The sequence below is a fragment of the Lactobacillus sp. ESL0680 genome (genome assembly GCF_029392855.1).
In the GTDB taxonomy this organism is placed as follows: domain Bacteria; phylum Bacillota; class Bacilli; order Lactobacillales; family Lactobacillaceae; genus Lactobacillus.
Genome location: NZ_CP113945.1, coordinates 737,558 through 761,842 on the forward strand (window position 1 = coordinate 737,558; position 24,285 = coordinate 761,842).

The window sequence follows — 24,285 nt, forward strand, 5'->3', positions numbered from 1 at the left end:
TTACTAATGCGTATCGATGGGGGGTTAATTTTGGACAATTCAAATTTATTAGTAGGCCTTGATATAGGTACTACGAGTGTGAAAGCAGTGGTTGCTGATTCCGGTAAGGTAATCGGCGCAGTGGCAATTCCTAATAAGGGCATGCGACATGGTAATATCATTGATATTGATGAGACGGCGAGTGCAATTAGTCGTGCATTAAAAGAAATTGCCGATAAGACAAATGCACGGATTTATAGCGTAGTTACGGGGATACCTGTTGGACTCTTGCAACTAGAAACAGCCAGTGATTTGATTAATGTTAGTGATAACGGTCAAGAAGTTGGCAATAGTGATGTTAAACGCGTTTTGCGGGCTGCAGTTAAGTCCGCAGTTAAAAATGAGCGTGAGCCAATTGCTTTTTTGCCAAGTCGATTTTTGATTGATGGTAAAACTGAGGTTGATGATCCGCGCAAGATGATTGCCCACTCCCTTGCAGTTCAAGGAATTTTACTGACTGCACCAGCTAGTCCTTTGCATAATATTAAAAAGGCAATTGAACGCGCTGGCTACCAGAATAATTTCTTTGTGCCAACCCCTCTGGCTATTGCAAGTGTTGCCCTTGATGAAAGTGAACGTACTTTTGGTTCAATTATTCTTGATTTGGGCGGCGGTGTGACTACTGCCACTGTTATTCATGATGGTCAGATCAAGTATGCAAATATTGACTTTGAAGGCGGCAGCGATATCAGCAATGATATTTCAGTTGTCTTGAGCACTTCCAAAAAGGACGCAGAACAAATCAAGTTAGACTATGGCTATGCCGATCCGGAATTGGCATCAACAAAAGACAAGTTTGCCGTTAACAGTGTTGGCACTGATGGTCAGCAAATGGTTGATGAAGTATACTTGAGCAATATTATTAATGCACGGCTGATGCAGACCATTGAACGCATTGGTAAGGGCTTAAATAAGCATGATGCCTTAAAATTACCGGGCGGTATTATCATCACTGGCGGCAATAGCCTGCTTCAGGGAATTGATAACATTGTTGCCAAGGCTTTAGGAGTAAAGACACGGATTTATCAACCAGATCAGATTGGAATGCGTAATCCAGTATATTCTGCAGCTTATGGTATTGTTAACTATTCGTATAGAATGTCTGATATTGACTTTTTGGTTATTAGTGCAATTTATGGCAAGAGTTTGCTTGGGCAAACAGATGATGAACCGGCTCAAGAGAATTTAAAAAAATCAAAAAGACCGGCAGCTGCTAGTGAAACCAAAGTAAAAGAAGAATATAATAGACATGAGATGCTGAAGCGAGACAAAAAATCGCAAAGTAAACAAAAAAATAATAATCAAAATAAAGATAAAGGCATTAAGAATTTTTTGAAAAAGTTCTTTGATTAAAGGTGGTTAATTTAGATGGATTTTACGTTCGATTCAGACGACAATAAAAATGCTGTGATCAAAGTAATTGGTGTCGGCGGTGCTGGTGGTAACGCTGTTAACCGAATGATTGATGATGGTGTTCAAGGCGTTTCTTTTGTTGCAGCCAATACCGATGTGCAGGCACTTAACAGTAATAAAGCAGAAACTAAAATTCAGCTAGGGCCTAAGCTGACCAGAGGACTAGGTGCGGGTTCGCATCCGGAAGTTGGTCAAAAGGCTGCTGAAGAAAGTGAACAAACAATTGAGGATGCACTTAAAGGCGCTGATATGATTTTTATCACCGCCGGAATGGGTGGCGGTACCGGTACTGGTGCTGCGCCAATTGTTGCTAAAATTGCCCGTGAAACTGGTGCTTTGACTGTTGGTGTAGTAACACGACCATTTACTTTTGAAGGACCAAAGCGTTCTAAAAATGCGACTGAAGGTATTGCCCAATTAAAGCAATATGTTGATACATTAGTTATTATTGCTAACAACCGTTTGCTTGAGATGGTCGATAAAAAGACACCAATGATGGATGCCTTTAAGGAAGCTGACAATGTCTTAAAGCAAGGTGTTCAAGGAATTTCTGACTTGATTACCTCAACAGATTACGTTAACTTGGACTTTGCCGATGTTAAGACAGTCATGGCTAACCAAGGTGCTGCATTAATGGGAATTGGTCGTGCTAGCGGTGAAAACAGAACGGTTGAAGCTACTAAGTTAGCAATTTCTTCACCGTTACTTGAAGTTTCAATTGATGGTGCTAAGCAAGTATTGCTCAATATTACTGGTGGTCCAGATTTGACCTTGTTTGAAGCTCAAGATGCTTCTGAAATTGTATCTAAGGCAGCTGGCGATGATGTTAACATCATCTTTGGTACATCAATTAATCCTAATTTAGGTGACGAAGTTGTTGTGACTGTGATTGCAACTGGAATTAGTTCTCAAGCTGAAGAAGAAGCTTCAAAACAGCTTCCAGGTCGCAGTCACCAAGTTAAGGCACAAGAAACAACCAGCGAGATTAAGCATGAAAAGTCAGAACCCCAAGAACAACAAGTAGTAAGTCATGAACAAACTGTGGATCAAGCACCAGTTCAATCTGCACCAAAGCATATGCCAATGGTTGATCCAACTAGTGTTTGGGGTTTGAACAATGACAGTCAAGAAACAAGACGGTCAACACCAAACATCAATCAACAAGATAATTTCAACTCATTTGATGAAGATGAGCAGAGCAGCATTTCGCAAATCGAAACAAGTGCCCAAGATGATGACGATACTGATGATATTCCATTTTTTAGGCACCGTGGTGAGAACTAATAGGAGGCAAAAGAATTGGCTTTTAGTAAAATAGGTAAATTTTTTGGCATTTCTGATGAAGATGATGACATGCTTGATGCAGAAGAATACCTTGATGACCAAGAAGTTGACAACGACAACGTTCCAGCCAATACAATCGATCATGATAAGATAGTTTCAATTAAGTCAGGGATGAATTCTGCTAAAAGTAAAATTGTCTTATATGAACCGCGAGTTTATTCTGATGCTAAAGATGTTGCCCAAAATTTGCTGAATAACAAAGCAGTTATCATTAATTTTAGTAGAATGGAAGATACGTCTGCTAGAAGGATTGTTGATTTTATTACGGGGACAGTTTATGCATTGAATGGTGAAATTCAACGCATCGGCGACAAGATTTTCTTGGCAACGCCGCCTAAGTTTGTAACTAACGGTAAAATTAGTGATTTAGTTGATAAGAAAGATAATTTAAGCTAATGCTCACAATAGTTTCTTATGTTTTAGGTGCAATCAACTGGCTAATCTGGCTATATAGTATCATTATGGTAATTGATGCAATTATGAGTTGGGTGCCGTTTTTGCGGGATTCAGCTGTTGGGAGATTTCTTAACCGAATAATTGATCCTTACTTAAATATTTTTCGCAAGGGTCCAATTCAAAAGTTATCGTATGCAACTGGGTTAGACTTGTCTTTTCTGCTGGGATTATTAGTCCTTTACTTTGTGCAGGATTATGCACTAAATTGGATAGCTAATATACTCTTTCGGGTGTTAGGCTGATGCTGAAGAGACAGGCAAGTAGCTTTTACCCACACTTTGATTCAGAAGAAAAATCGACTGTTGACAAGATGGTCGGTTTTTTTAATCAGGTTATTTTTAAGCATGAGGCAATTCTGACAGACTTTTTAGATCCAGCCCAAAGGGATATTTTAAAGACTGTTGTTGGCAGCGACTTATTTATTCAGGAGTTTGGCGGCTACAATGATGCGGAAAAAAAGCGAGTTTATTTAAGCGAAGAATGGGTTAATTTAATGCCGGTGGACTACCAAGTGACGGCATGTGAGATTTATTATCCTAGCAAGTTTGTCCAATTAACTCATAGTTCAATTTTGGGAACATTAGCCAATTCAGGAATTGAGACGAATACCTTCGGCGATATCATTACTGATGGTGTTGGTAAATGGCAGTTTTTCATTAAAACAGAACTACTTAATTTTTTTACTGAGCAGATTGACCGCATTGGCCGCACGCAGGTCAAGGTTCGTGCAATTTTGCCAACGGCAATTCTAATTCCAGAAGATGATAGTCAGATTGTTCCACTGTTTGTTGCTTCTCTTAGAATTGATGCGGTTCTAGCTGGCATCAGTAAGACTAGTCGTGGGCAATTAAAAACGGCAATTAATACCAATTTAGTAAAATTAAATTGGCATGGAGTGCAAGATTCTAATATAATAGTAAAAGTAGGTGATGTCCTTAGCCTAAGACATTTTGGCAGAAGTCAAATTATGGACATTACAACAACTAAAAAAGGTAAATATAGGGTGGTGCTAAAACTGTGGCAGACAAAAAAACACAAGTAAAAAGATTAACGCCAATGGACATCCACAATCAAGAATTTAAAAAGCGTGGACTTAACGGTTACGATCGTCAGCAAGTTGACAGCTTTTTAGATCAGGTTGTCGATGATTACGGTGACGCTTTAGACCAAACGGTTGATTTAAAAAACAATATTGTTGGCTTAAAAGATCAAGTCGCAAAATTACAGACGCAGGTTGACCAGTATCAGCAAACTGAAAAAGCAGCTGAGCAAACACTTGCTAATGCGCAAGAACAGGCACAAGAAATTATTAATAATGCAACACAGCAGATTGCGACAAATACTAATTATGAAAGACAGCAACAGGAAACTCTTCAGGCTGACTATGAACGTCTGAAGAAAGAAATTGCTGGTTATCGTAATCATCTTCAAGACCTGTTGCAAATTGCAATCGATAATTTAAGTGATGAGAAGTGGCAAAAGGCCCTCGACAAATATTTTTCAACTGAACGTTTTTATCCGCCAGATGGCTCTGAGCCAATCACTTTGGTTGATGACGATGAAGATATTGAAGATGACGAAGAGCTAGATGAGCTTGACAATGATGATGAAGATGACGTAAACTTTGAGGAAGATATTGAAGAGGATCAGTCTCTGGACCAACCACACCCAATGGCTGGTGATAGTCCAAGTAACGAAACTGTTAATCGTCAATCGTCTAACTCATTAGATAATGATTCTGGACCAGTAATTATTTTTCCAGATGATTACAAAGATCATAATTAATAATAAACTGACAGTAAAACTTGCGGGCAATTCAGCGAATTAGCGCTGGTGGGAGGCTAATGTAAGAGCCTAATAGTTGATCGGCTGCCTTATTTAGTTTATTTGCGTCAATTGCACGATACGCAATACATAAGTGGAGCTTAACAGCTCAATTTAGGTGGTACCACGATGATAAACCTCGTCCTAATTTAGGGCGAGGTTTTTTTGCAGAAAGGAAATTGAAAATGAGAGTAAAAGATACACTCAATTTGGGTAAAACCAAATTCAAAATGCGGGGTAATCTGCCTGTTCGTGAAGCCGAATGGCAAAAAGATTGGGAAGAAAATAAATTATATGAACAAAGATTGAAGTTAAACGAGGGTAAACCACGTTTTGACTTACATGATGGCCCGCCATTTGCCAATGGTAATATTCACATGGGTCATGCAATGAACAAAATTTCCAAAGATATTATTGTTCGCTACAAAAATATGGATGGCTATTATGCACCATACGTTCCAGGTTGGGATACTCACGGTTTGCCAATTGAACAACAATTAGCTAAGCAAGGGATCGACCGCAAGACGATGGATCGAGCAGAATACCGTAAGCTCTGTGAAGAATTTGCTAGAAAAGAAATTAAAAAGCAAATGGCTGACTTCAAGCGGCTTGGCGTGATGGGTGATTGGGATCACCCATATATCACTTTGCAGCCTGAATATGAAGCTGAAGAAATTCGCCTCTTTGGTAAAATGTACGAAAATGGCTACATTTACAAGGGCAAGAAGCCAGTTTACTGGTCACCATCAAGTGAATCAACCTTAGCTGAAGCTGAAGTAGAATATCACGATATTAAATCACCATCAATTTATGTTGCCTTCCCAGTTAAAGATGGTAAGGGAATTTTAGATGACAAAGATACTTACTTTTTAATTTGGACGACAACACCATGGACGATTCCAACTAACCAAGGAATCACGGTTAATCCAAGATTTGATTATTCTGTTGTTCAGGTTGGTGATAAACGCTATGTTGTAGGCACTGATCGTCTTGAAGCAGTTGCTAAAGACCTTGACTGGACTGATTATGAAGTTGTTCAACACATGCAGGGAACCGATATGGATCGCATGGTTGCTAAGCACCCATTGTATGACCAAGATTCACTAGTGATGAATGCACTTCACGTTACTTCTAGTGACGGTACCGGCTTAGTCCACACTGCTTCCGGCTTTGGTGAAGATGACTATAATGTTAGTCAAAAATATGGCCTGCCAGTTTTCAGCCCAATGGATAACAAAGGCTGCTTTACTTCTGAAGTTCCTGATCCAGATTTAGTTGGTATGTTCTATGATGATGCCAATAAGGTTGTTAGTGACAAACTGAAGGAATCTGGTAACTTACTGAAATTAAGCTTCTTTACTCACTCATACCCTCATGATTGGCGGACCAAGAAGCCGGTTATTTACCGTGCAACAACGCAATGGTTTGCTTCAATTAAAAAGTGTCGTGACCAAATTCTTGAGCAAATCGACAAGGTAAACTTTACGCCATCTTGGGGTAAATTACGTCTACACAACATGATTAAGGACCGTGGCGACTGGGTAATTTCACGTCAACGGGCATGGGGTGTGCCACTACCAATTTTCTATGCCGAAGATGATACGCCAATTGTTACTCCAGAAACGATTGAACATATTGCCCAAATCTTCGCTAAAGAAGGCTCAAATGCTTGGTACACACATTCAGCTGAAGAATTGCTTCCAGAAGGATTTACTTCAGAGCATTCACCAAATGGTAAGTTCAGAAAAGAAACTGATATTTTGGATGTTTGGTTCGATTCTGGGTCATCACATCAAGCAGTTATGGCTCACCGTGAAGACTTGCGCTTCCCAGCTGACTTGTACCTTGAAGGTAGTGACCAATACCGTGGCTGGTTTAATTCTAGTTTAATTACTTCTGTTGCAACAACTGGTCAGGCACCTTATAAAGAAATTCTGTCACAAGGTTTTGTTCTTGATGATAAGGGTCACAAGATGTCGAAGTCTCTTGGCAACGTAATTTCACCAAACGATGTAATCAAGCAAATGGGTGCGGAAATTATTCGTCTGTGGGTAGCTTCAGTTGACACTACTTCTGATGTTGCCGTTTCACAAGATATTTTGCGTCAAACCTCAGAAGGTTACCGTAAAATCAGAAATACCTTCCGTTACATGCTTGCCAATACAACTGACTTTGATCCAAGCAGCAATCGGGTAGCTTATGAAGACATGAATTCAATTGACCAATACATGGAAGTTAAATTGAATGACTTGATTAAGGAATGCCTTGACAGTTACGATCATTATGACTTTAATAGTGTTTATAAGAAGGTCTTTGCCTTTATTTCTAATGACTTGTCAGCCTTTTATCTGGACTTTGCCAAAGATGTTTTGTACATTGAGAGTGAAGATGGTCTTGCAAGACGTTCAATGCAAACAGTTATTTATGATGCTGCTGTTAAGTTAGCTAAAATCTTAACGCCAATTTTGCCGCACACAATGGAAGAAATCTGGTCATTCCTAAAAGAACCAGAAGATTACATTCAACTTGCAAATATGCCAGAAGTTGAAGAATTTGCTAACCATGACGCATTATTAGATAACTGGACGCATTTTATGCACTTGCGTGATGACGTTTTGAAGGCATTGGAAGAAGCACGGGATAAGAAGTTAATCGGTAAATCATTTGAAGCTGCCGTTACTATTTATCCAACTGCAGAAACTAAGGCTGTTCTTGATGAATTGGATGCTGACTTTAGACAAATTTTGATTGTTTCTAAGTTAGTCATTGCTGACGGTGAAGCCCCAGCAGATGCTGAACAACTGCCAAATGCTGCAATTGTTGTTGAACATGCAGCAGGCGAAGCTTGCCCACGTTGCCGGATGATTAGGACAGATATCGGTAGTGATACTGATTTACCTTTGCTTTGTGGTCGCTGTGCTGCCATTGTTAAGGAAGATCATCCTGAAGCAGTTCAAGAAGGATTAGAAGAATAATGCGTTTAGGAACAGTAAAACAATTTGACCAGGACAGTAGTTTTGGTTTTATTGAGGATAACGATAACCACAAATCGTACTTTGTATTTTATACAGCGATTAAAGAAGAGGGCTACCGCCGTCTTCAAGTGGGCCAAAAGGTTAAGTACCAACTTGCACAAGGTAAAAATGGTTTGCAGTGTGTCAACGTGTATTTAGCTGATACGCAGGAAAGTGAGTAAATGGATTTAACAGAGACTGAAATTTCTTCAAAAGAAATTTTTAAGGGCCGAATTGTTGATCTTGATGTTAGAACAATTAGGCTGCCTAACGGTGCTAGTGCAACTAGAGAAGTGGTTAACCACCAACCGGCTGCAGCTGTAATTGCGGTTAACAGCAAGCAGGAAATGCTGCTGGTTGAACAGTGGCGTGAGCCTATTAAAGAATTGACCTTGGAGATTCCAGCTGGGTTAATTGATGAAACTGATGCTAGTCCACTGGATGCGATGAAGCGTGAGCTGAATGAAGAGGGCGGCTACCGCGCAGACTATTGGGAAAAAGTCGCTGAATTTTATTCTTCACCCGGTTTTACTAATGAAAAATTGCATTTGTTCTATTGTGATACATTAACCGAGTTAACTGATAAGCGGCCACTTGATACCGATGAGTTTTTGACCACTCACTGGTACAATCTAGCTGATTTAAAGCAACTGTCTGCTCAGGGTAAAATTGTTGATGCTAAAACCTTATATGCAATGAGTGTATGGGAAAATATGCTGCTGACAGGTGCAAAAGCGAAGGAATAATATGACTGAGAAACGATCCGATTACCGCAAACAAGTTAAACGTAAAAAGAATAATAACCTTTTACATACAATTAAGTCGGCTTTTGATGGTGAAGACGAAGAAGTTGATGTCAATCCTGACTTTAAGCGCGATCCTGAAGAAAAAGAGCGTAAGATTGCTTCGGGATCAAAGGTGCGCCAGCATGCAACTCGTGAGGCTGAGTCACAAAAGACGACGAAGCAAGGAAAAGAACCTAGTGCTGACAAGGCACTACTCTTGAAGAAAAAGCTGAATCGAGCAATTTTGATTGTAATTGTTTTAATTGTTTTGGTATTATTGGCGTTGTTTCATTTATAAAGATAAAATTTTATTTGAGGATAAAGATGAAGATAGCAATTATTGTCCCAATGGCAATTGAGGCAGAATATTATCGTAAAAATTTTCACTCAGGTAACAAAGAAATGTTCGGATCAACCGTATTCGAGCATTTTTGCGTTAAAGACAATGATATTTATTTGGGCTTGAGTGGAATTGGCAAGGTACAAGCAGCAATGAACTTGGCAAGCCTGCTAAGCAATGTTGATATTGATTTAATCTTGATGACGGGAACTGCTGGCTCACTAGCTGCTGCAGTCCATAAGGAAGACTTGTTATTAGCGGATTCGTTTACTTATCATGATGCGCATAATACCTTGGCTGGTGATTACGTTGAAGGACAAATCCCGGGAGAACCAGCAGAGTTTAAATTAACCTCGCCAGCTAGAGAAGAGTTCAAGCAATTCTTAACTGAGCAAAAGGTACCGTTTAAAGAGGGTTTGATTGTTACTGGGGATGCCTTTATTGGTTCTGATGTCCAAAAAGATGCGATTAAGCAGAATTTTCCTGATGCCTTAGCTGTAGAGATGGAAGGAGCTGCCTTTGCGCAGGTTGCTTACCATTTTAATAAGCCGCTAATAGCTTTACGGGCGATTTCCGATAACGGTAATGATGATGCAAATGAAGATTTTGACGAATTTGCTCAAAAAGTTGGTGCTAAAGCTGCTAAACTGATTTGTGCTTATTTAGAGAAGATGAATTAAATGCAAGAAATTTATTTAGATAATGCGGCAACTACACCAATGTCACCGCAAGTTATTGATGTTATGACCCGCGAAATGAAAAGCGATTTTGGTAATGCATCTAGTACTTATGAATTGGGGCGTCAGGCCCGTCGTGCAGTTGACCGTGCTCGCAGTCAAATAGCTGCGGCGATTAATGCGGAAGACAGTGAGATAGTCTTTACCTCGGGTGGTTCGGAAAGTAATAACACGGCTATCTTTGGTGTGGCACACAGCCGGCAAAAGATTGGCAAGCAGATTATCACAACGAAGATTGAGCATCCATCGGTTTTAAACCCGATGCGCCAATTAGAGCGTGAGGGGTATGATGTTACTTACTTAGATGTTGATGAGACCGGTCATATTTCGCTTACTGACCTGAAAAATGCGCTGACACCCGAAACAATTCTGGTATCAATTATGGCCGTGAATAATGAGGTTGGCAGTATTAACCCACTTGCAGAAATCGGCGCAATTGTGGCAGACAGCAACGCTTATTTTCATGTTGATGCCGTTCAGGGCTTGGGCAATATTGACCTTGACGTCAAAGAAATGCAAATTGACCTGTTATCAACTTCGGCACACAAGATTAACGGACCAAAGTTTTTGGGCTTTTTATACGAAAACAAGCAAATTACCTTGCCGCCACTCGTCTTAGGCGGTGAGCAGGAAACTAAACGGCGGGCTGGTACAGAAAATGTGCCGGCAATTGCGGGCTTTGGTGAGGCCGTTAGTGAAATTGCGGCAGTTGATAAAGCCGGTTTACAGGCAAAGTATGCTCATTGGCAAGAGATGATTTTGCAAGAACTTAATCAAGCTGGTGTTGCATATGAGATTAATGGCGGGTGCGGCGAACATGTGTCGCATCATGTACTTAATTTGCGAATTAACGGTGTCAGCACGACAATTTTGCAGGCAAATCTTGATTTAGCTGGATTTGCGGTTTCGGGCGGTTCTGCCTGCACAGCGGGTTCACTTGAACCTTCACATGTTTTGGTAGCCTGCTTTGGCAAAGATTCGCCTCGTGTTAACGAATCAATTCGGATTTCTTTTGGGCGGTATAATACTGATGAGGAAGTAGCTGCTTTTGCACAAGAATTAAGCAAAATTGCTCGTAAAGTACAAAAATAATTGCTTTCTTTGGCACATTAACTTATTATAAGTAAGTGAGGTAAAATTATGGCAAATACAGTTGTAATTAATGGCGATCAGCGTAAGTTTACACTTAGTCCTGATTTAAAGCTTTATGCGTTGATTGATGCCGGTTTTGTTAAAACCGCTAAGGGCAATTATAATTATGAGCACCCGCTTTATAATGATTCCCCTTATGATGCACCAACTAAACTTAAAATGACGATTAACAAGGACATGACGCGGTTAACGATGGTGGTAACTGACCGTAATGGCTTGCAGAAGGTAAATATTTTTAAGAACAAGCAATTGGCGCAAACAGTAGAACTGTTGGATTATATTTTAAAGGATCTCGAAGAGCGCAAAATTATTGTTCCAGTAAAGGATTGATGAAGGTTGACAGAAAAGAAGACAAGAGTCGTTGTCGGCATGAGTGGTGGTGTAGATTCATCTGTGTCCGCACTGCTATTAAAGGAGCAGGGCTATGATGTCATTGGCGTCTTTATGAAAAATTGGGACGACACTGATGATGCTGGTGTTTGTACAGCAACCGAAGATTACGATGATGTTAAAAAAGTAGCGGATCAAATTGGCATTCCATATTACTCAATTAACTTTGAAAAGGAATATTGGCAACGGGTATTTGAATATTTTTTAAGTGAATATAAAAAAGGCCGCACACCTAATCCAGATATTATGTGTAACAGCCAAATCAAATTCAAATCATTTTTAGAATTTGCTTTGAACTTAGATGCCGATTATATTGCCATGGGTCATTATGCTAAAACAGTTACTGACGCAAACGGTGTTGCTCATATGATGCGACCAAAAGATGGCAATAAAGATCAAACTTATTTCTTAAGTCAACTGAGTCAAAAGCAGATTAGTAAGGTTATCTTTCCACTAGCAAACTTGACCAAGCCGCAGGTGCGTGAAATTGCAATTAAGGCAGGCTTGGCAACGGCTAAAAAGAAGGATTCAACGGGAATTTGTTTTATTGGTGAACGTAATTTCCGTAAGTTCTTGAGTGAATTTTTGCCGGCTAAGTCTGGTAAGATGATTACGCCAGATGGTAAAGTTGTTGGCGAGCATGCAGGACTGATGTATTATACAATTGGTCAGCGCTCAGGCTTGGGTCTTGGTTCAACCAAGGAGTCAACTGATCCATGGTTTGTTGTTGGTAAAGACCTAGAGAAGAATGAATTGATTGTTGAACAAGGTTACGATAGTGAACTATTGTATGCAACTAAATTAGAAGCTAGCGATATGTCATTCTTTACTGGTCAGCCAGATCATGACTTCAAGATCCATTGTAGTGCGAAGTTCCGCTATCGCCAGTGTGATGTTGGCGTGACGGTTGAATATCATGCCGAGCAAAATACTGCGACAGTTTACTTTGATGAGCCAGCTCGGGCAGTTACTCCGGGACAGGCACTTGTACTTTATAATGGTGAGGAATGTCTTGGTGGGGGCAATATTGACGCTGCATACCAGGAAGACAAGCAATTACAATTAGTTTAATTTGATTTAAAAGAGGAAGGCATAATTTGCTTTTCTCTTTTTCTTTTACTTTCATTAAATGATAAACTAGACAAGTAACAGCAATAGAAAAGAGATAAAATTACTGATGCAGATTTATTTTGTACGGCATGGGAAGACTGAGTGGAACCTTGAGAAACGTTTTCAAGGCGGACAAGGAGATTCCCCACTATTGCCGCAGAGTCTAATTGATATTAAAAAACTGGGGCAACATCTAAAAAACACCAAGTTTCGGGCAATTTATTCTAGTCCTTTAAAGCGGGCCTTTGCGACTGCACAGGGAATTGATGATGCAATGAATGCGCAGTTGCCAGTGATTATTGATGAACGTCTGCGTGAATTTAATTTAGGTGAGATGGAGGGCATGCAGTTTGAGGCTGCCCTAAAAAAGTACCCAGCACAAGTTGATGATTTGTGGCACCATCCTGATTGGTATGATGGGCATGCAATTAATGGTGAGGATTACCCAGAAGTTATTGCTCGCGGGCAAAATTTTGCAAGTAGTGTTGCTCAGAAATTTACTAACCCAGATGATAAGGTGTTAGCAGTTAGTCATGGGGCTGCTCTTTCAGCAATTATGGGCGGTTTGTTAGGCTTTTCTCTTAAAAATTTACGGCAAAACGGCAGTTTAAATAACACTAGCTTAACGATTTTAGAGACAAGTGACCAGGGGCAGACGTGGCACTCATTAATTTGGAATGAAACTGACTTTTTAGACCGCAAACTTTCAGAAACGGACGCATTATAAATGGCAAAACAGGATAAACATCAAGCAGATATTGATCGTAAAATTCATCAATTAATAACTAAAATTGATCGCGAGCCGCAGAATCCAGATAATTATTTGCAGCTAGCAACTTATTTATTAAATGAGGGCAGCTTTGCCCAAGCAACACAGTTGTTGGAGCAGGCTAAGCAGTTAGTTAAAAAACCGCAGGATCTAGATTATGATTTGGCAGTATGCTACTACATGCAGGGAGATTTTGATAAGGCATTAACGTTACTTGACCAAATTCCTAATGATGATTTGGTTTTATACCAAAAGGCATTAGTTTATCTTAAAATCGGTCAAAAGCAAAAGGCCTTAGCTTATGCATTAACAATCAAGCAGATTGATAATCGTGTGCGGGAGTTATTAGGAGATATTTGGCTTAGCCTCGGGGAATTAAGGGAAGCTCGCACGATTTACGAACAAATTCCAATTCCTGATAGAAGTGCCAAAGTTAACTTTTTGCTGGGAATCACGGTTTTAGAAGATGACCGCAAAGAGGCCCAACAATTTATGCAAATAGCGAAAAAACAGGACCCTAAATATTATCAGCAAGCACTCGACCAGTACGCATCAATTCTTAAATTAGTTAAGGATAAGGATAACGGTAATGATTGAATTTGTAGGCAAGATTAACGGTATTGTTTTTGAAAATAATCAGGACCTATACAAAATTCTTGATGTGACAATTAATGGTAAGTTAGATGATTATGACCGTGATGAGATTAAAGTCACTGGCAACTTTGGCGAAGTACAGATTGGCGGGACCTACCAATTTTCAGGTAAATTAGTGGTTCACAACAAATTCGGATTACAATTTCGTTGTGATAGCTACCAGCAGGCCTTACCACATGAAGAGGGAAGTTTAAGCCGCTACTTGAGCTCAAGCAAGTTCCCCGGAATTGGTAAAAAGGCTGCTAATACAATTATTGCTGAACTGGGCGTTAATGCCTTGGCAGTACTCAAAGAAAATCCGGCTAAGATTGCGACGCTGCCTTTGACCCAAAAGCAAAAAGACAGTTTGCTTGCTGGCGTGAATTCTATGGATTCTTATTCAGAGATTATTTTGAAGCTGACGCAATTTGGCTTGAATAAAAAAGTCGCCAGTCGTCTATATCAAATTTATCATGGTGAAACGTTGACCAAGCTGCAGGAGGATCCGTATGCTTCAATTGATGAAGTCACAGGTTATGCCTTTAGGAGTGCTGACCGCATGGGGCAAGAACTGGGGATTCCAGTTGATGATCCACGCAGAATTAACGGTGCAATTTTTCAGGTTTTGCTTGATGAGTTAAGTAAAGCTGGGAACACCTACATTAACTTAGCCCAATTATTGACGGATACCAGCAAGCTTTTGCAAATCAATCAGTTTGATCCAATTGCTAATTGTGTGAATCAGCTCCAGCATGATGGTAAGGTAGTTGTTTCTGGTGAAAATGCGGCCTTGCAAAATATTGCCCAAACGGAAAATGATATTGCCTTAACCATGAAAAACCTGATTGAACGGCGCAATGAGCAGGATAAAGATGAGCAATACAGTGATCGCGCGGTTAAAAAAGCAATTAAAAAGGCCGAAAAAGAATTAAAAATTAAGTATGATGATACGCAAAAGGCAGCCATCAAAAACGCCTTAACTAACCCGATTTCAATTTTGACAGGTGGACCTGGCACTGGTAAAACGACAATTATTAACGGAATTTTATTGGCTTTGCGTGATCTGGCAGAGATACCCTCTTCTGCTCTATACAGCAGTGATCCGCCATTTTTATTAGCTGCTCCAACTGGTCGTGCTGCTAAGAGAATGGAGGAGATCACGGGCATTACTGCTAAGACAATTCATCGTATGTTAGGAATGGGAATTGGTGAAAATGATACCGCTGACCTCAATGAACTTAATGGTGAGATTTTAATCATTGATGAAATGTCGATGGTTGACATGTTCTTGTTTAAGCAGCTCATTTCTAGTATTAACCAAACTAAGCACGTTGTCTTTGTTGGTGATAAAGATCAGCTGCCGTCAGTTGGACCGGGAAATGTCTTTAGTGATTTAATTAAGTCGCAGGCATTACCAACAACTGTTTTAACCCAAATTCACCGCCAGGGGGATGACTCAAGTATTATTACCTTGGCACATGATATTAATGAGGGCACCGATCAAGATGCCATGTTTCAAAAGACCAAAAATTATTCGTTCATTTCTTGTCCACCCCACGAGATTGGCCATGTTGTCAGTCAAATTGTTGAGCGGGCTCTGAAGAAGTTTAATCCGGACGACATTCAGGTTCTTGGCGCAATGTATCATGGTGAGGGCGGCGTCACCAACCTGAACAATTTAATCCAGGAAATCATGAACCCAGCGAAACCTGATAGCAAGTATCTTGAAGTTCATGATGAAATCTTTCGGATTGGCGACAGAATTTTGCAGCTGCAAAATAATCCGGAAAAAGATATTTATAATGGTCAGATTGGTAAAATTATTTCGCTTGATACCAAAAATTCCCAAAAATGTATGACAGCAGACTTTGATGGCCGCGAAGTTAACTTTAGTAAGAAGGATTTGTTTGACCTGACGCGGGCTTATGCCATTACAATTCATAAGTCGCAGGGGTCAGAATTTCCGTTGGTCATTTTAAACTTAACGATGCAGAATTATGTGATGCTTAAGCGAAATTTGTTATATACGGCAGTGACGCGGGCAGAGAAAAATTTGGTTTTGGTTGGTGATCCGCGCGCCTATGTAATGGCACTCAATACTTCGGGTAATGACCGCAAAACGGGTTTGACTGCTAAATTGCAAAAGTTACTTGGACAAGAATCAGGTAAGGATGAAGTCGTTGATGAATTAGCGCCAGCAGCGGAAACCACTGATGAACAGAATAAGCAGCCGCAAGATTATATTTTGACGCCAGAATTGATTTATTCTGGTGAAATTGATCCGATGATTGGGATGCAGGGCATTAAATTAACGTCACGAACATAAAAGAGGTAAATAATGGTAAAAGAATTAGCGAACCAGTTACAACTTAACCAAGCAATTGGCGATTGGGTGGCAGCACACACTGGGGTGACAGCTGTTAGCAGTGACACTTTGGAGGTGGCAACAACGGCAATCGACTCTTATGGTGATACAGTATATTGCTTTGTCCAGCAAGTTGGTGAGCAATATATAGTCACTGATGATGGTCGAATGCTGTTTAAACTTGATCCTGGGATTAGTGATGCAGATTTATATGAAGCAACTGCTGAAATTGCTTTAGGTGCAGGTTATGATTTTAATGAAGAAAATTGTGAAATTTCTGTCCAGGTAGAACAAGAAAATTTGGCTCAGGCGATAGTTAAGTTAGCCCAGCTGCAAGTTGCAATTTCATATTTAGGCTAAAAAGTGGTGACCATTCAGGTTACCATTTTTGATTGGTTGCGGTTACCTTAATTCTTCTACTTGACATTTATATTAGAAGGGGCAAAATTAATTTTATGAAATGGGGTAATAAAAATTAAAAAACAGAAAATTGGGTTGGTATCACTGACTCTTTTATCATTAGGCTCGATTATTGGCTCGGGTTGGCTATTTGGTGCCGGGGAAGGCGCACATTTAGCGGGACCCGCGGCCATTTTTTCTTGGTTAATTGGTGCGGTTATCATGGGCTTTATTGCGATTGTGTATACTGAAATGGGCACCATGTTTCAGCAGAGTGGGGGCATGAGCCGCTTTGCCCAATATACGCACGGATCACTGCTTGGCTTTATTGCGGCTTGGGCTAACTGGGTTTCGCTTGAAACGATTTTGCCGATTGAGGCTGTGGCGGCGGTCCAGTATCTGAGTTCTTGGCCATGGCCGTGGGCGAGAAGCTTTCACCAATTAATGCATCACGGACAAATCACAGGCATTGGCTTGTTAGTCGTTTTTGCTTTTATGGGGATTTTTACCTGGATAAATTATTATTCCGTTAACTTGATGGCGCGCTTTTCCAACACTATTACGTGGTTTAAAATTATTATTCCAACGTTAACCTTTATTTTGTTGTTGGTGTCGGGCTTTAATGGTCATAATTTGACATTAACGACAACTAATTGGTTTCCTAACGGGACAGCACCAATTCTGACGGCAACTACTAGTGCGGGAATTATTTTTTCTTACGATGCCTTTCAGACGGTTATTAACCTTGGCAGCGAAATTGAAAATCCGCAAAAGAATATGCGGCGGGCAATTATTATTTCGTTAGCAATCAGTGCCTTGCTATATACGTTATTGCAATTCACTTTTGTAGCCAGCATGCCGCATCATTTAATTCAGGTAAAAGGCTGGTCAGGAATTAATTTCAGTTCACCATTTGCCCAGTTAGCAGTGTTATTGGGGCTTAATTGGTTGTCAATTTTGCTCTATATTGACGCCTTTGTTTCCCCATTTGGGACAGGAATTGCCTTCATGGCAACTACGAGTAGATCACTTGCCGCAATGGCTGAGAATAAGCACTTGCCAAAATTTTTGACGAAGCTGGATTCTAAATATCACACGCCGCATAAGGCAATGCTGGCAAGTTTAATTGTTAGTATCATTCTGGTAACCTTATTTCCTAATTGGGGGCAATTGGCAAGTGTGATTGCTACCTCAACGTTAATTGCATATTTAACCGGTCCGGTTTCAACAGCGGCATTACGTAAGTTGGCGCCTAAGTTTTACCGTCCGATTAAGTTACGTAACTTAAATATCTTAGCGCCGGTAACCTTTGTGTTAACTAGTTTAGCAGTATATTGGGGACAGTTCCCAACTACTTGGGAAGTAATGTTAGTCATTTTGGCTGGCATGCCAATTTATGCTTACTATGAGTGGAAGAACAATGACCACCAGTTTAAACAGGCGCTGCAGGGCAGTTGGTGGCTCATTAGTTATTTGATAGTTATGGCAGGATTATCCATCTTGGGCGCCAAGGAATTTGGCGGCTTAAATTGGCTGCATTATCCTTGGGACTTGGTAATCGTTGCTTTAATTAGTATTGGCTTTTACTATTGGGGCGTCCGCAGTGCTTATGCTGGGCCCGATTTGGAAGAAGCAGCTAAAATTAACCAAAAGGCCCAAATAGAAGAATAAATAAAAAACATTATCGTAATTACTAGTTACGATAATGTTTTTTTACTTTAATAAATTAAAATGGCTGACCTTTAGTTTTAAATTAAAAGTGCGCTGATTAATTTCTTCACCATCCACTTGAGCAAACTCCTTTTGTTTGGTTTTAACAATGATTTCCTTGGCTTCAATATAATGAAATTGGGGATCGTTGATGTGCGAACCATCCTTGAGCAGGTGATAGAGCAGCTTAAGCAGTTTAGGGATACTGAACTTTTCAACGACAATCGTATCAATACGGTGGCTTGTCAGACTGGCACTTGGCAATAGCGGGAAGCCGCCGCCGAAGTATGGTTGGTTAGTTGTTGTCACTAAAAAGGCATCATCAAATTGCATTTTTTGGTTAGCACTACGAACTTCAATGCTAAAAGTATCTTGACTACGTAATGCACGCAAAATGTTGGCGCCGTAAATCAATTTGCCTTCATGTAACTTATTTAGCATTTCTTTTAATTTAGAATGATTACTAAAATGATTAACAGAAGCATCAAAACCGATGCCGAAGCTGTTGGCAAAATAACTTGGCTGATCCTTATATCCAGCTAATTGAAATTTACCGCAGTCAATCTGCAGGGGCACAGGGCTTTTTTGTAAGCTATGCAATAATTTTTCTGGATCAGTTGTTAGTTCAGCCGCGCGGGCAAAATCATTGCCGGTACCAGCAGGCAAATAGGCAAACGGCGTCTCAGGATTAGCGGAACGCTTGATACCATTTAGTACTTCGTTGAGCGACCCGTCGCCGCCGATAATTAGTAAGACATCTTCAGCTTCATGCTTTTGATTACTGTAATCTTGGGCTAATTTAATTAATTCACCAGCATAAGTGCTTTTTTGAAAGCTAAAATTAATGTTGGCATCAACTAATAGTTGTACGAGGCTAGTAAAACTTTTCTTGCCTTGGCCATTACCAGCTGTTTCATTAACTAGCAGGTGTAATTTCATTTTATTACTCATCTTTATATACTAAAAAAGCCCCTTAGGGCTTTTTATTATTTCTTTTCAATAATCATTGGCAGGATCATTGGCCGTCTTTTGGTTCTTGAATATAAAAAGTCAGAAAGATTTTCAACAATTGCCTTACGGATAACACTGTCCTTAGGATGATCGGTCTTATCCATTTCTGATTTAAGCACATGGTAAATGTGCTTCTGAGCCTGACTAATCAGGTCCGTTGATTCACGCATATAGACAAAACCACGACTTAAAACATCGGGTCCAGCGAGAACGCGCTTGTGCTTGTAATCAACAGTTGCTACAGCTACCACGAGACCTTCTTCAGACAGAACTTGGCGGTCATGAACCACGACATTGCCGACATCAGCAGTACCTGACGTATCAACATAGACATCGCCTGCTGGAACATGACCAGCAATTCTGGAACCTTCTGGACTAAAGCAGAGCACCTCACCGTTTTCCAAAACAAAAGTATGGTCTGCAGGAACCCCAGCAGCTTGCGCCAATTCTGTATGAATAACTTGCATACGGTATTCGCCGTGAACCGGAATCATATATTGTGGATGGGTCAAGCGCACCATCATTTTTAGTTCTTCTTGACCGCCGTGTCCGGAAGTATGCACGTTGTTAACCCGGCCGTGAACAATATTAGCTCCGCCTTCCATCAACTTGTTAATTAAGTGGTTAACACTCAAAGTATTACCAGGAATTGGGTTAGAGGAGAAGATAATTGTATCTCCCGGCTGCAGACTAATTTGTCTGTGGGTACCGTTGGCAATCCGCGAGAGGGCAGCTAATGGTTCTCCTTGCGAACCGGTACATAAAATCATCGCCTTATCAGCAGGAGTGTGGTTAATTTCATTGGCATCAACAATCAGGCCTTCAGGAACGTTTAAGTAGCCGAGGTCAATCCCATTTTGCACGCCATTTTCCATACTACGACCGAAGATAGCGACTTTACGTCCCGTGTCAATTGCAGCTTGAATGGCTGTCGATACCCGATAAAGATTGGAAGCAAATGTGGCAAAGATAATTCGCCCATGAATTCCAGTAATAATATCGTGCAGTGACTTAGCCACAAACCGTTCAGATTTAGTAAATTGGGTAACTTCCGCGTTAGTTGAATCGGAAAGAAGGGCTAAAACTCCTTCTTTGCCTAATTTAGCCATCTTTTGGAAGTCTGGTGCTGGTTGGTTCATTACGGGTGTTAAGTCGAACTTAAAGTCCCCAGTAAAGACAACTGCACCTAGTGGTGTATGAACAGCAATTCCTAATGTATCAGGAATTGAGTGGGTAGTTCTAAAGAACTCAACAGATAGCTTCTTGAATTTGAGAACAGTATCTTCATGTTCTTCGTGAAGTTCAGTGGTTCTTAGAATACCGTGCTCTTCAAGCTTGCCCTTGATTAAGGCCAAGGCAAATGGGGTGGCGTAAACCGGAATTTCTGGAATTTTTTCTAGTAAAAAGGGAATACCGCCAATGTGGTCTTCGTGCCCGTGACTAACAACTAATGCCTTGATTTTTTTACGGTTCTTAACTAAGTAAGAATAGTCCGAAATAACATAGTTGATTCCTAATAAATCATCTTCTGGAAACTTAATCCCACAATCCATGATGACAATTTCATCCTGGTATTGGACACAGTACATATTTTTGCCGATTTCATGCAACCCCCCGATTGCAAAAACGGCAACTTCATTATTTTTAATGCGCACGGAAAACTACTTCTTGTTCTCAAACGACGTTAATTTAAAATCAGCGTGTTCTTTTTCGTAATCTAATGAATTACCTGCAAGTTCTTGGATGAGTTCAATGTTGTAGGGGGTATTTTCCTCAACCAATGTTCTGGCACTAACCAAGTTGTCAGCTTCCATGTAAAGAGTTTCGGTTGTTTCTCTTCTTGGATTAACAACCTTGTCTTTTTGATACAAAACTTTGTAGATCATCTTTGTATTCTCCTATTCAGTTATAAAAACGTTCTTAAGATGAATATTTATGAAAATATTCAATAGCTAATAAAAATTCTACCATAATTGCAATAGCAAGTATAGAAACAAGTTCCAATTAATTAAGCAAAAAAGCCGTCAAACAGGCATTGGCGGCTCCTTGTCTTTTAACTTAACTAATAAATAACAACTGTATCTTCATCTAATTTAAATGGATCTTGCTTGTCGATACGGTCATAAAAGAGGTGACCGCGTAAGTGCTCAATTTCGTGGGAAGCAACAATTGCGGGGTAATCCTTTAAGCGGATTGTCTTTTCTTCACCGTCAACAGTGTAGTAATGAATCTTTAACTTGTCAGGACGAGGGACATAACCATCGATTACCTTGTCAACACTGAGGCAGCCTTCGCCTTCACTAAGGCAAGCTTGGCGAACAGATTCAGACAAAATTTCAGGATTGACGAAAGTCTCCTTAAAAATAATTTCGCCTTTTTCATTTGGCACAAGCAAGGAAGCCATTTGGACACTTTCACCAACTTGGGGTGCAGCAAGACCAACGCCGGCACGTAATTGGTGCTTTTTGGCAATCTTAGGATCTTGCGAATTAATCAGGTATTCCATCATCTCGTCTGCTAACTTGCGATAATGGTCACTAAGCGGAAAACTCAACGGTTGCGCTACTTTACGCAATACAGGATTACCATCGCGGGTAATATCTTTCATTAAAATCAATTAAATTCACTCTTTCATCTAAAAGTTCTACATCTATTTTTACCATAAATCTGGTTTAATTGTCTGACTTTTATTCTATACTATTTTTCAATTTTGAAAAAGAGGGATAAACGTTGACCTGCATATACTTAGGTGGTAAAATCAATGAGCGTAACTACACAGATATTAAAAACACTTCGATCAGCATGTTTTTTAGCGTGCCGCCGAAACTGTGACCAAGTCACAGTTTTTTTATTGAGGAGTGGAGGAGGAATACTTTTGTCAGAAAAAAGAAGAGACGATATTAGAAATATAGCTATCATAGCCCACGTTGACCATGGTAAGACTACTTTGGTTAACCAATTATTGAAGCAATCCGACACTCTGCCTGAGCATATGGCTTTGGAAGACCGGGCAATGGATTCAAACGATATTGAACGTGAACGTGGTATTACTATCTTATCTAAGAATACTGCAGTTAAATATGGTGATACAACCATCAACATTTTGGATACGCCAGGACACGCCGACTTTGGTGGTGAAGTTGAGCGAATCATGCACATGGTTGATGGGGCATTACTTTTGGTTGATGCCTACGAAGGTACAATGCCGCAGACTCGTTTCGTATTGAAAAAAGCTTTGGAAGCTGGTGTTAAGCCAATCGTTGTTATTAACAAGATTGACCGTCCTGGTGCTCGTCCGAAGCAAGTTATGGATGAAGTATTGGAACTCTTTATCGAATTAGGTGCCAATGATGAACAGCTTGACTTCCCAGTTGTTTATGCTTCAGCTTTGAACGGTACTTCTTCATACGAAGCTGACCCAGCAACCCAAAAAGAAACAATGGATCCAATTTTTGATACCATTATCAAAGCAATTCCAGCTCCACTTGACAACATTGATGAACCATTACAATTCCAAATCACAATGCTTGATTGGGATGACTATGTTGGTCGAATTGGTGTTGGTCGGATTTACCGCGGTCAAGTTAAAGTTGGCGATAACATCACCGTTATGAAGCGTGATGGCTCAACCCAAAACTTCCGCGTTACTAAGCTATTTGGTTTCTTCGGTTTGAAGCGTAATGAAATTAAGGAAGCTAAAGCTGGTGACATTATTGCCATCAGCGGAATTAACGATATCTTCGTTGGTGAAACAATTGCTTCAGCTGAGAATCCAGAAGCATTGCCACTACTTAAGATTGATCCACCAACTTTGCAAATGGACTTTGTTGCCAGTGACTCACCATTTGCCGGCCGCGAAGGTGACAAGGTTACCCCTAAGAAACTAGAAGACCGTTTGATTAAGCAAACACGGACTGATGTTTCTTTGAAGGTTGAACCAACTGACCAAATTAACGCCTGGACTGTTTCTGGTCGTGGTGAATTGCACTTGTCAATTTTGGTTGAAGAAATGCGTCGTGAAGGCTTTGAATTACAACTTTCACGGCCAAAGGTTATCTACCGTGAAGTTGACGGTACAATGTGTGAACCATTCGAAGCTGTTCAAGTTGATACTCCAGACGAATACGTTGGTTCAGTTATTGACTCATTGTCACAAAGAAAAGGCGAAATGCAAAATATGACCTCAACTGGTAATGGTCAAACTCGTCTTGACTTCTTAGTACCATCTCGTGGTTTAATTGGTTACAACAACGAATTTATGTCACAAACCGGTGGTTACGGTATCATGAACCACAGTTTTGATTCATACAAGCCAGTTGTTAAGAATTGGGAACCAGGTCGGGTAAACGGTGCCTTGGTTTCAATCAGTCAAGGTAAGTCAACTACTTACTCATTGCAGACTGTTGAACAACGTGGTCAATTATTTATCGGTGCTGGTGTTGAAGTTTACGAAGGAATGATTGTTGGTCAATCTTCTCGTGACCGCGACATCGCAGTTAACGTTATTAAGGGTAAGAACTTAACTAACACTCGTGCTGCTGGTAAGGACCATGCTGCTGCTATTCATGCACCTAAGAAGCTGACTTTGGAAGAAGCAATTGAATTCTTAAATGAAGATGAATATTGTGAAGTAACTCCTGAATCAATCCGTCTTCGTAAGAAGATCTTGAACACTTCAGAACGTCAAAAGGCTGACAAGAAGCGTAAACGTAACTAATTAAAGTTTAATAAATTCAAAAAAAGAGCATTCACTTGATGAAGTGGTGCTCTTTTTGCTTTATAATAAAAACAGGT

The 24,285-nt window shown here is 40.2% G+C and carries 24 protein-coding genes; 20 read left to right on the forward strand and 4 right to left on the reverse strand.

Translation table 11 applies throughout. From position 1 onward, the window contains the following. The first annotated feature begins 30 nt into the window (after nt 1-30). The 19 genes from ftsA to OZX58_RS03735 all read left to right on the forward strand — a co-directional run bounded on the left by ftsA (nt 31) and on the right by OZX58_RS03735 (nt 18,441). Entirely contained in the window at nt 31-1,392 is a 1,362-nt protein-coding gene (gene ftsA / locus OZX58_RS03645) for a cell division protein FtsA (RefSeq protein ID WP_277141564.1), read from the forward strand. A 15-nt stretch (nt 1,393-1,407) separates the two neighbouring features. Next, nucleotides 1,408-2,736, forward strand: coding sequence for a cell division protein FtsZ (gene ftsZ, locus OZX58_RS03650; protein ID WP_277141567.1), 1,329 nt, complete (start codon nt 1,408-1,410; stop codon nt 2,734-2,736). 69 nt (nt 2,737-2,805) lie between these two features. Continuing rightward, nucleotides 2,806-3,192: a cell division protein SepF gene (sepF, locus tag OZX58_RS03655; RefSeq protein ID WP_277129967.1), complete on the forward strand. Its 387-nt coding sequence runs from the start codon at nt 2,806-2,808 to the stop codon at nt 3,190-3,192. After that, on the forward strand, nt 3,192-3,494 hold the full coding sequence (locus OZX58_RS03660; protein WP_277129742.1) for a YggT family protein: 303 nt from the start codon (nt 3,192-3,194) through the stop codon (nt 3,492-3,494). The genes sepF and OZX58_RS03660 overlap by 1 nt, the downstream gene beginning before the upstream one ends. Continuing rightward, on the forward strand, nt 3,494-4,294 hold the full coding sequence (locus OZX58_RS03665) for a YlmH/Sll1252 family protein (RefSeq protein WP_277141569.1): 801 nt from the start codon (nt 3,494-3,496) through the stop codon (nt 4,292-4,294). The genes OZX58_RS03660 and OZX58_RS03665 overlap by 1 nt, the downstream gene beginning before the upstream one ends. Further along, on the forward strand, nt 4,270-5,037 hold the full coding sequence (locus OZX58_RS03670; protein WP_277129740.1) for a DivIVA domain-containing protein: 768 nt from the start codon (nt 4,270-4,272) through the stop codon (nt 5,035-5,037). Before OZX58_RS03665 ends, OZX58_RS03670 begins: the two co-directional genes overlap by 25 nt. A 224-nt stretch (nt 5,038-5,261) precedes the next feature. Beyond that, nucleotides 5,262-8,051: an isoleucine--tRNA ligase gene (ileS, locus tag OZX58_RS03675; protein WP_277141571.1), complete on the forward strand. Its 2,790-nt coding sequence runs from the start codon at nt 5,262-5,264 to the stop codon at nt 8,049-8,051. Continuing rightward, the gene (locus OZX58_RS03680; RefSeq protein ID WP_277129738.1) at nt 8,051-8,272 is read left to right on the forward strand and encodes a cold shock domain-containing protein; all 222 of its coding nucleotides are present in this window, start codon (nt 8,051-8,053) and stop codon (nt 8,270-8,272) included. Before ileS ends, OZX58_RS03680 begins: the two co-directional genes overlap by 1 nt. Further along, the gene (locus tag OZX58_RS03685) at nt 8,273-8,836 is read left to right on the forward strand and encodes an NUDIX hydrolase (protein WP_277129736.1); all 564 of its coding nucleotides are present in this window, start codon (nt 8,273-8,275) and stop codon (nt 8,834-8,836) included. Between the two features lies 1 nt (nt 8,837). After that, nucleotides 8,838-9,173 (forward strand): hypothetical protein, encoded by a 336-nt coding sequence (locus OZX58_RS03690; protein WP_277141573.1) that lies wholly within the window; start codon nt 8,838-8,840, stop codon nt 9,171-9,173. A gap of 26 nt (nt 9,174-9,199) precedes the next feature. Continuing rightward, nucleotides 9,200-9,895, forward strand: a complete 696-nt coding sequence (locus OZX58_RS03695; protein WP_277141574.1) for a 5'-methylthioadenosine/adenosylhomocysteine nucleosidase — start codon at nt 9,200-9,202, stop codon at nt 9,893-9,895. Beyond that, the gene (locus tag OZX58_RS03700; RefSeq protein ID WP_277141576.1) at nt 9,896-11,044 is read left to right on the forward strand and encodes a cysteine desulfurase family protein; all 1,149 of its coding nucleotides are present in this window, start codon (nt 9,896-9,898) and stop codon (nt 11,042-11,044) included. 48 nt (nt 11,045-11,092) lie between these two features. Continuing rightward, complete coding sequence (locus tag OZX58_RS03705; RefSeq protein WP_277141578.1) at nt 11,093-11,434, forward strand: DUF1831 domain-containing protein; 342 nt, start codon at nt 11,093-11,095, stop codon at nt 11,432-11,434. A gap of 39 nt (nt 11,435-11,473) precedes the next feature. Continuing rightward, nucleotides 11,474-12,565: a tRNA 2-thiouridine(34) synthase MnmA gene (mnmA, locus tag OZX58_RS03710; RefSeq protein WP_277141733.1), complete on the forward strand. Its 1,092-nt coding sequence runs from the start codon at nt 11,474-11,476 to the stop codon at nt 12,563-12,565. A 106-nt stretch (nt 12,566-12,671) separates the two neighbouring features. Continuing rightward, nucleotides 12,672-13,331, forward strand: coding sequence for a histidine phosphatase family protein (locus OZX58_RS03715; RefSeq protein WP_277141580.1), 660 nt, complete (start codon nt 12,672-12,674; stop codon nt 13,329-13,331). Further along, nucleotides 13,332-13,970, forward strand: coding sequence for a tetratricopeptide repeat protein (locus tag OZX58_RS03720; RefSeq protein WP_277141582.1), 639 nt, complete (start codon nt 13,332-13,334; stop codon nt 13,968-13,970). It abuts the gene before it with no gap. Further along, on the forward strand, nt 13,963-16,332 hold the full coding sequence (locus OZX58_RS03725) for an ATP-dependent RecD-like DNA helicase (protein WP_277141584.1): 2,370 nt from the start codon (nt 13,963-13,965) through the stop codon (nt 16,330-16,332). Before OZX58_RS03720 ends, OZX58_RS03725 begins: the two co-directional genes overlap by 8 nt. A gap of 12 nt (nt 16,333-16,344) precedes the next feature. Then, nucleotides 16,345-16,731: a DUF1828 domain-containing protein gene (locus tag OZX58_RS03730; protein ID WP_277141586.1), complete on the forward strand. Its 387-nt coding sequence runs from the start codon at nt 16,345-16,347 to the stop codon at nt 16,729-16,731. 135 nt (nt 16,732-16,866) lie between these two features. After that, nucleotides 16,867-18,441, forward strand: a complete 1,575-nt coding sequence (locus tag OZX58_RS03735; RefSeq protein ID WP_277141588.1) for an APC family permease — start codon at nt 16,867-16,869, stop codon at nt 18,439-18,441. A gap of 42 nt (nt 18,442-18,483) precedes the next feature. Here the strand turns inward: OZX58_RS03735 and OZX58_RS03740 are convergent, their stop codons facing one another. The 4 genes from OZX58_RS03740 to def all read right to left on the reverse strand — a co-directional run bounded on the left by OZX58_RS03740 (nt 18,484) and on the right by def (nt 22,108). Then, a complete protein-coding gene (locus OZX58_RS03740; RefSeq protein WP_277129723.1) occupies nt 18,484-19,419 on the reverse strand; it encodes a YegS/Rv2252/BmrU family lipid kinase in 936 nt (311 codons plus the stop codon). Nucleotides 19,420-19,466: 47 nt separating this feature from the next. Then, the gene (locus OZX58_RS03745; protein ID WP_277129722.1) at nt 19,467-21,146 is read right to left on the reverse strand and encodes a ribonuclease J; all 1,680 of its coding nucleotides are present in this window, start codon (nt 21,144-21,146) and stop codon (nt 19,467-19,469) included. A 6-nt stretch (nt 21,147-21,152) separates the two neighbouring features. Next, nucleotides 21,153-21,377: a DNA-dependent RNA polymerase subunit epsilon gene (locus OZX58_RS03750; protein ID WP_277129721.1), complete on the reverse strand. Its 225-nt coding sequence runs from the start codon at nt 21,375-21,377 to the stop codon at nt 21,153-21,155. Nucleotides 21,378-21,553: 176 nt separating this feature from the next. Next, nucleotides 21,554-22,108 carry a peptide deformylase gene (gene def, locus OZX58_RS03755; RefSeq protein WP_277129720.1) on the reverse strand — a complete coding sequence of 185 codons (555 nt, stop codon included), beginning with the start codon at nt 22,106-22,108 and terminating at the stop codon, nt 21,554-21,556. 258 nt (nt 22,109-22,366) lie between these two features. Here def and typA point away from each other — a divergent pair, with 258 nt between their 5' ends. Beyond that, nucleotides 22,367-24,208, forward strand: a complete 1,842-nt coding sequence (gene typA / locus OZX58_RS03760) for a translational GTPase TypA (RefSeq protein WP_277129719.1) — start codon at nt 22,367-22,369, stop codon at nt 24,206-24,208. Nucleotides 24,209-24,285: the final 77 nt, after the last annotated feature.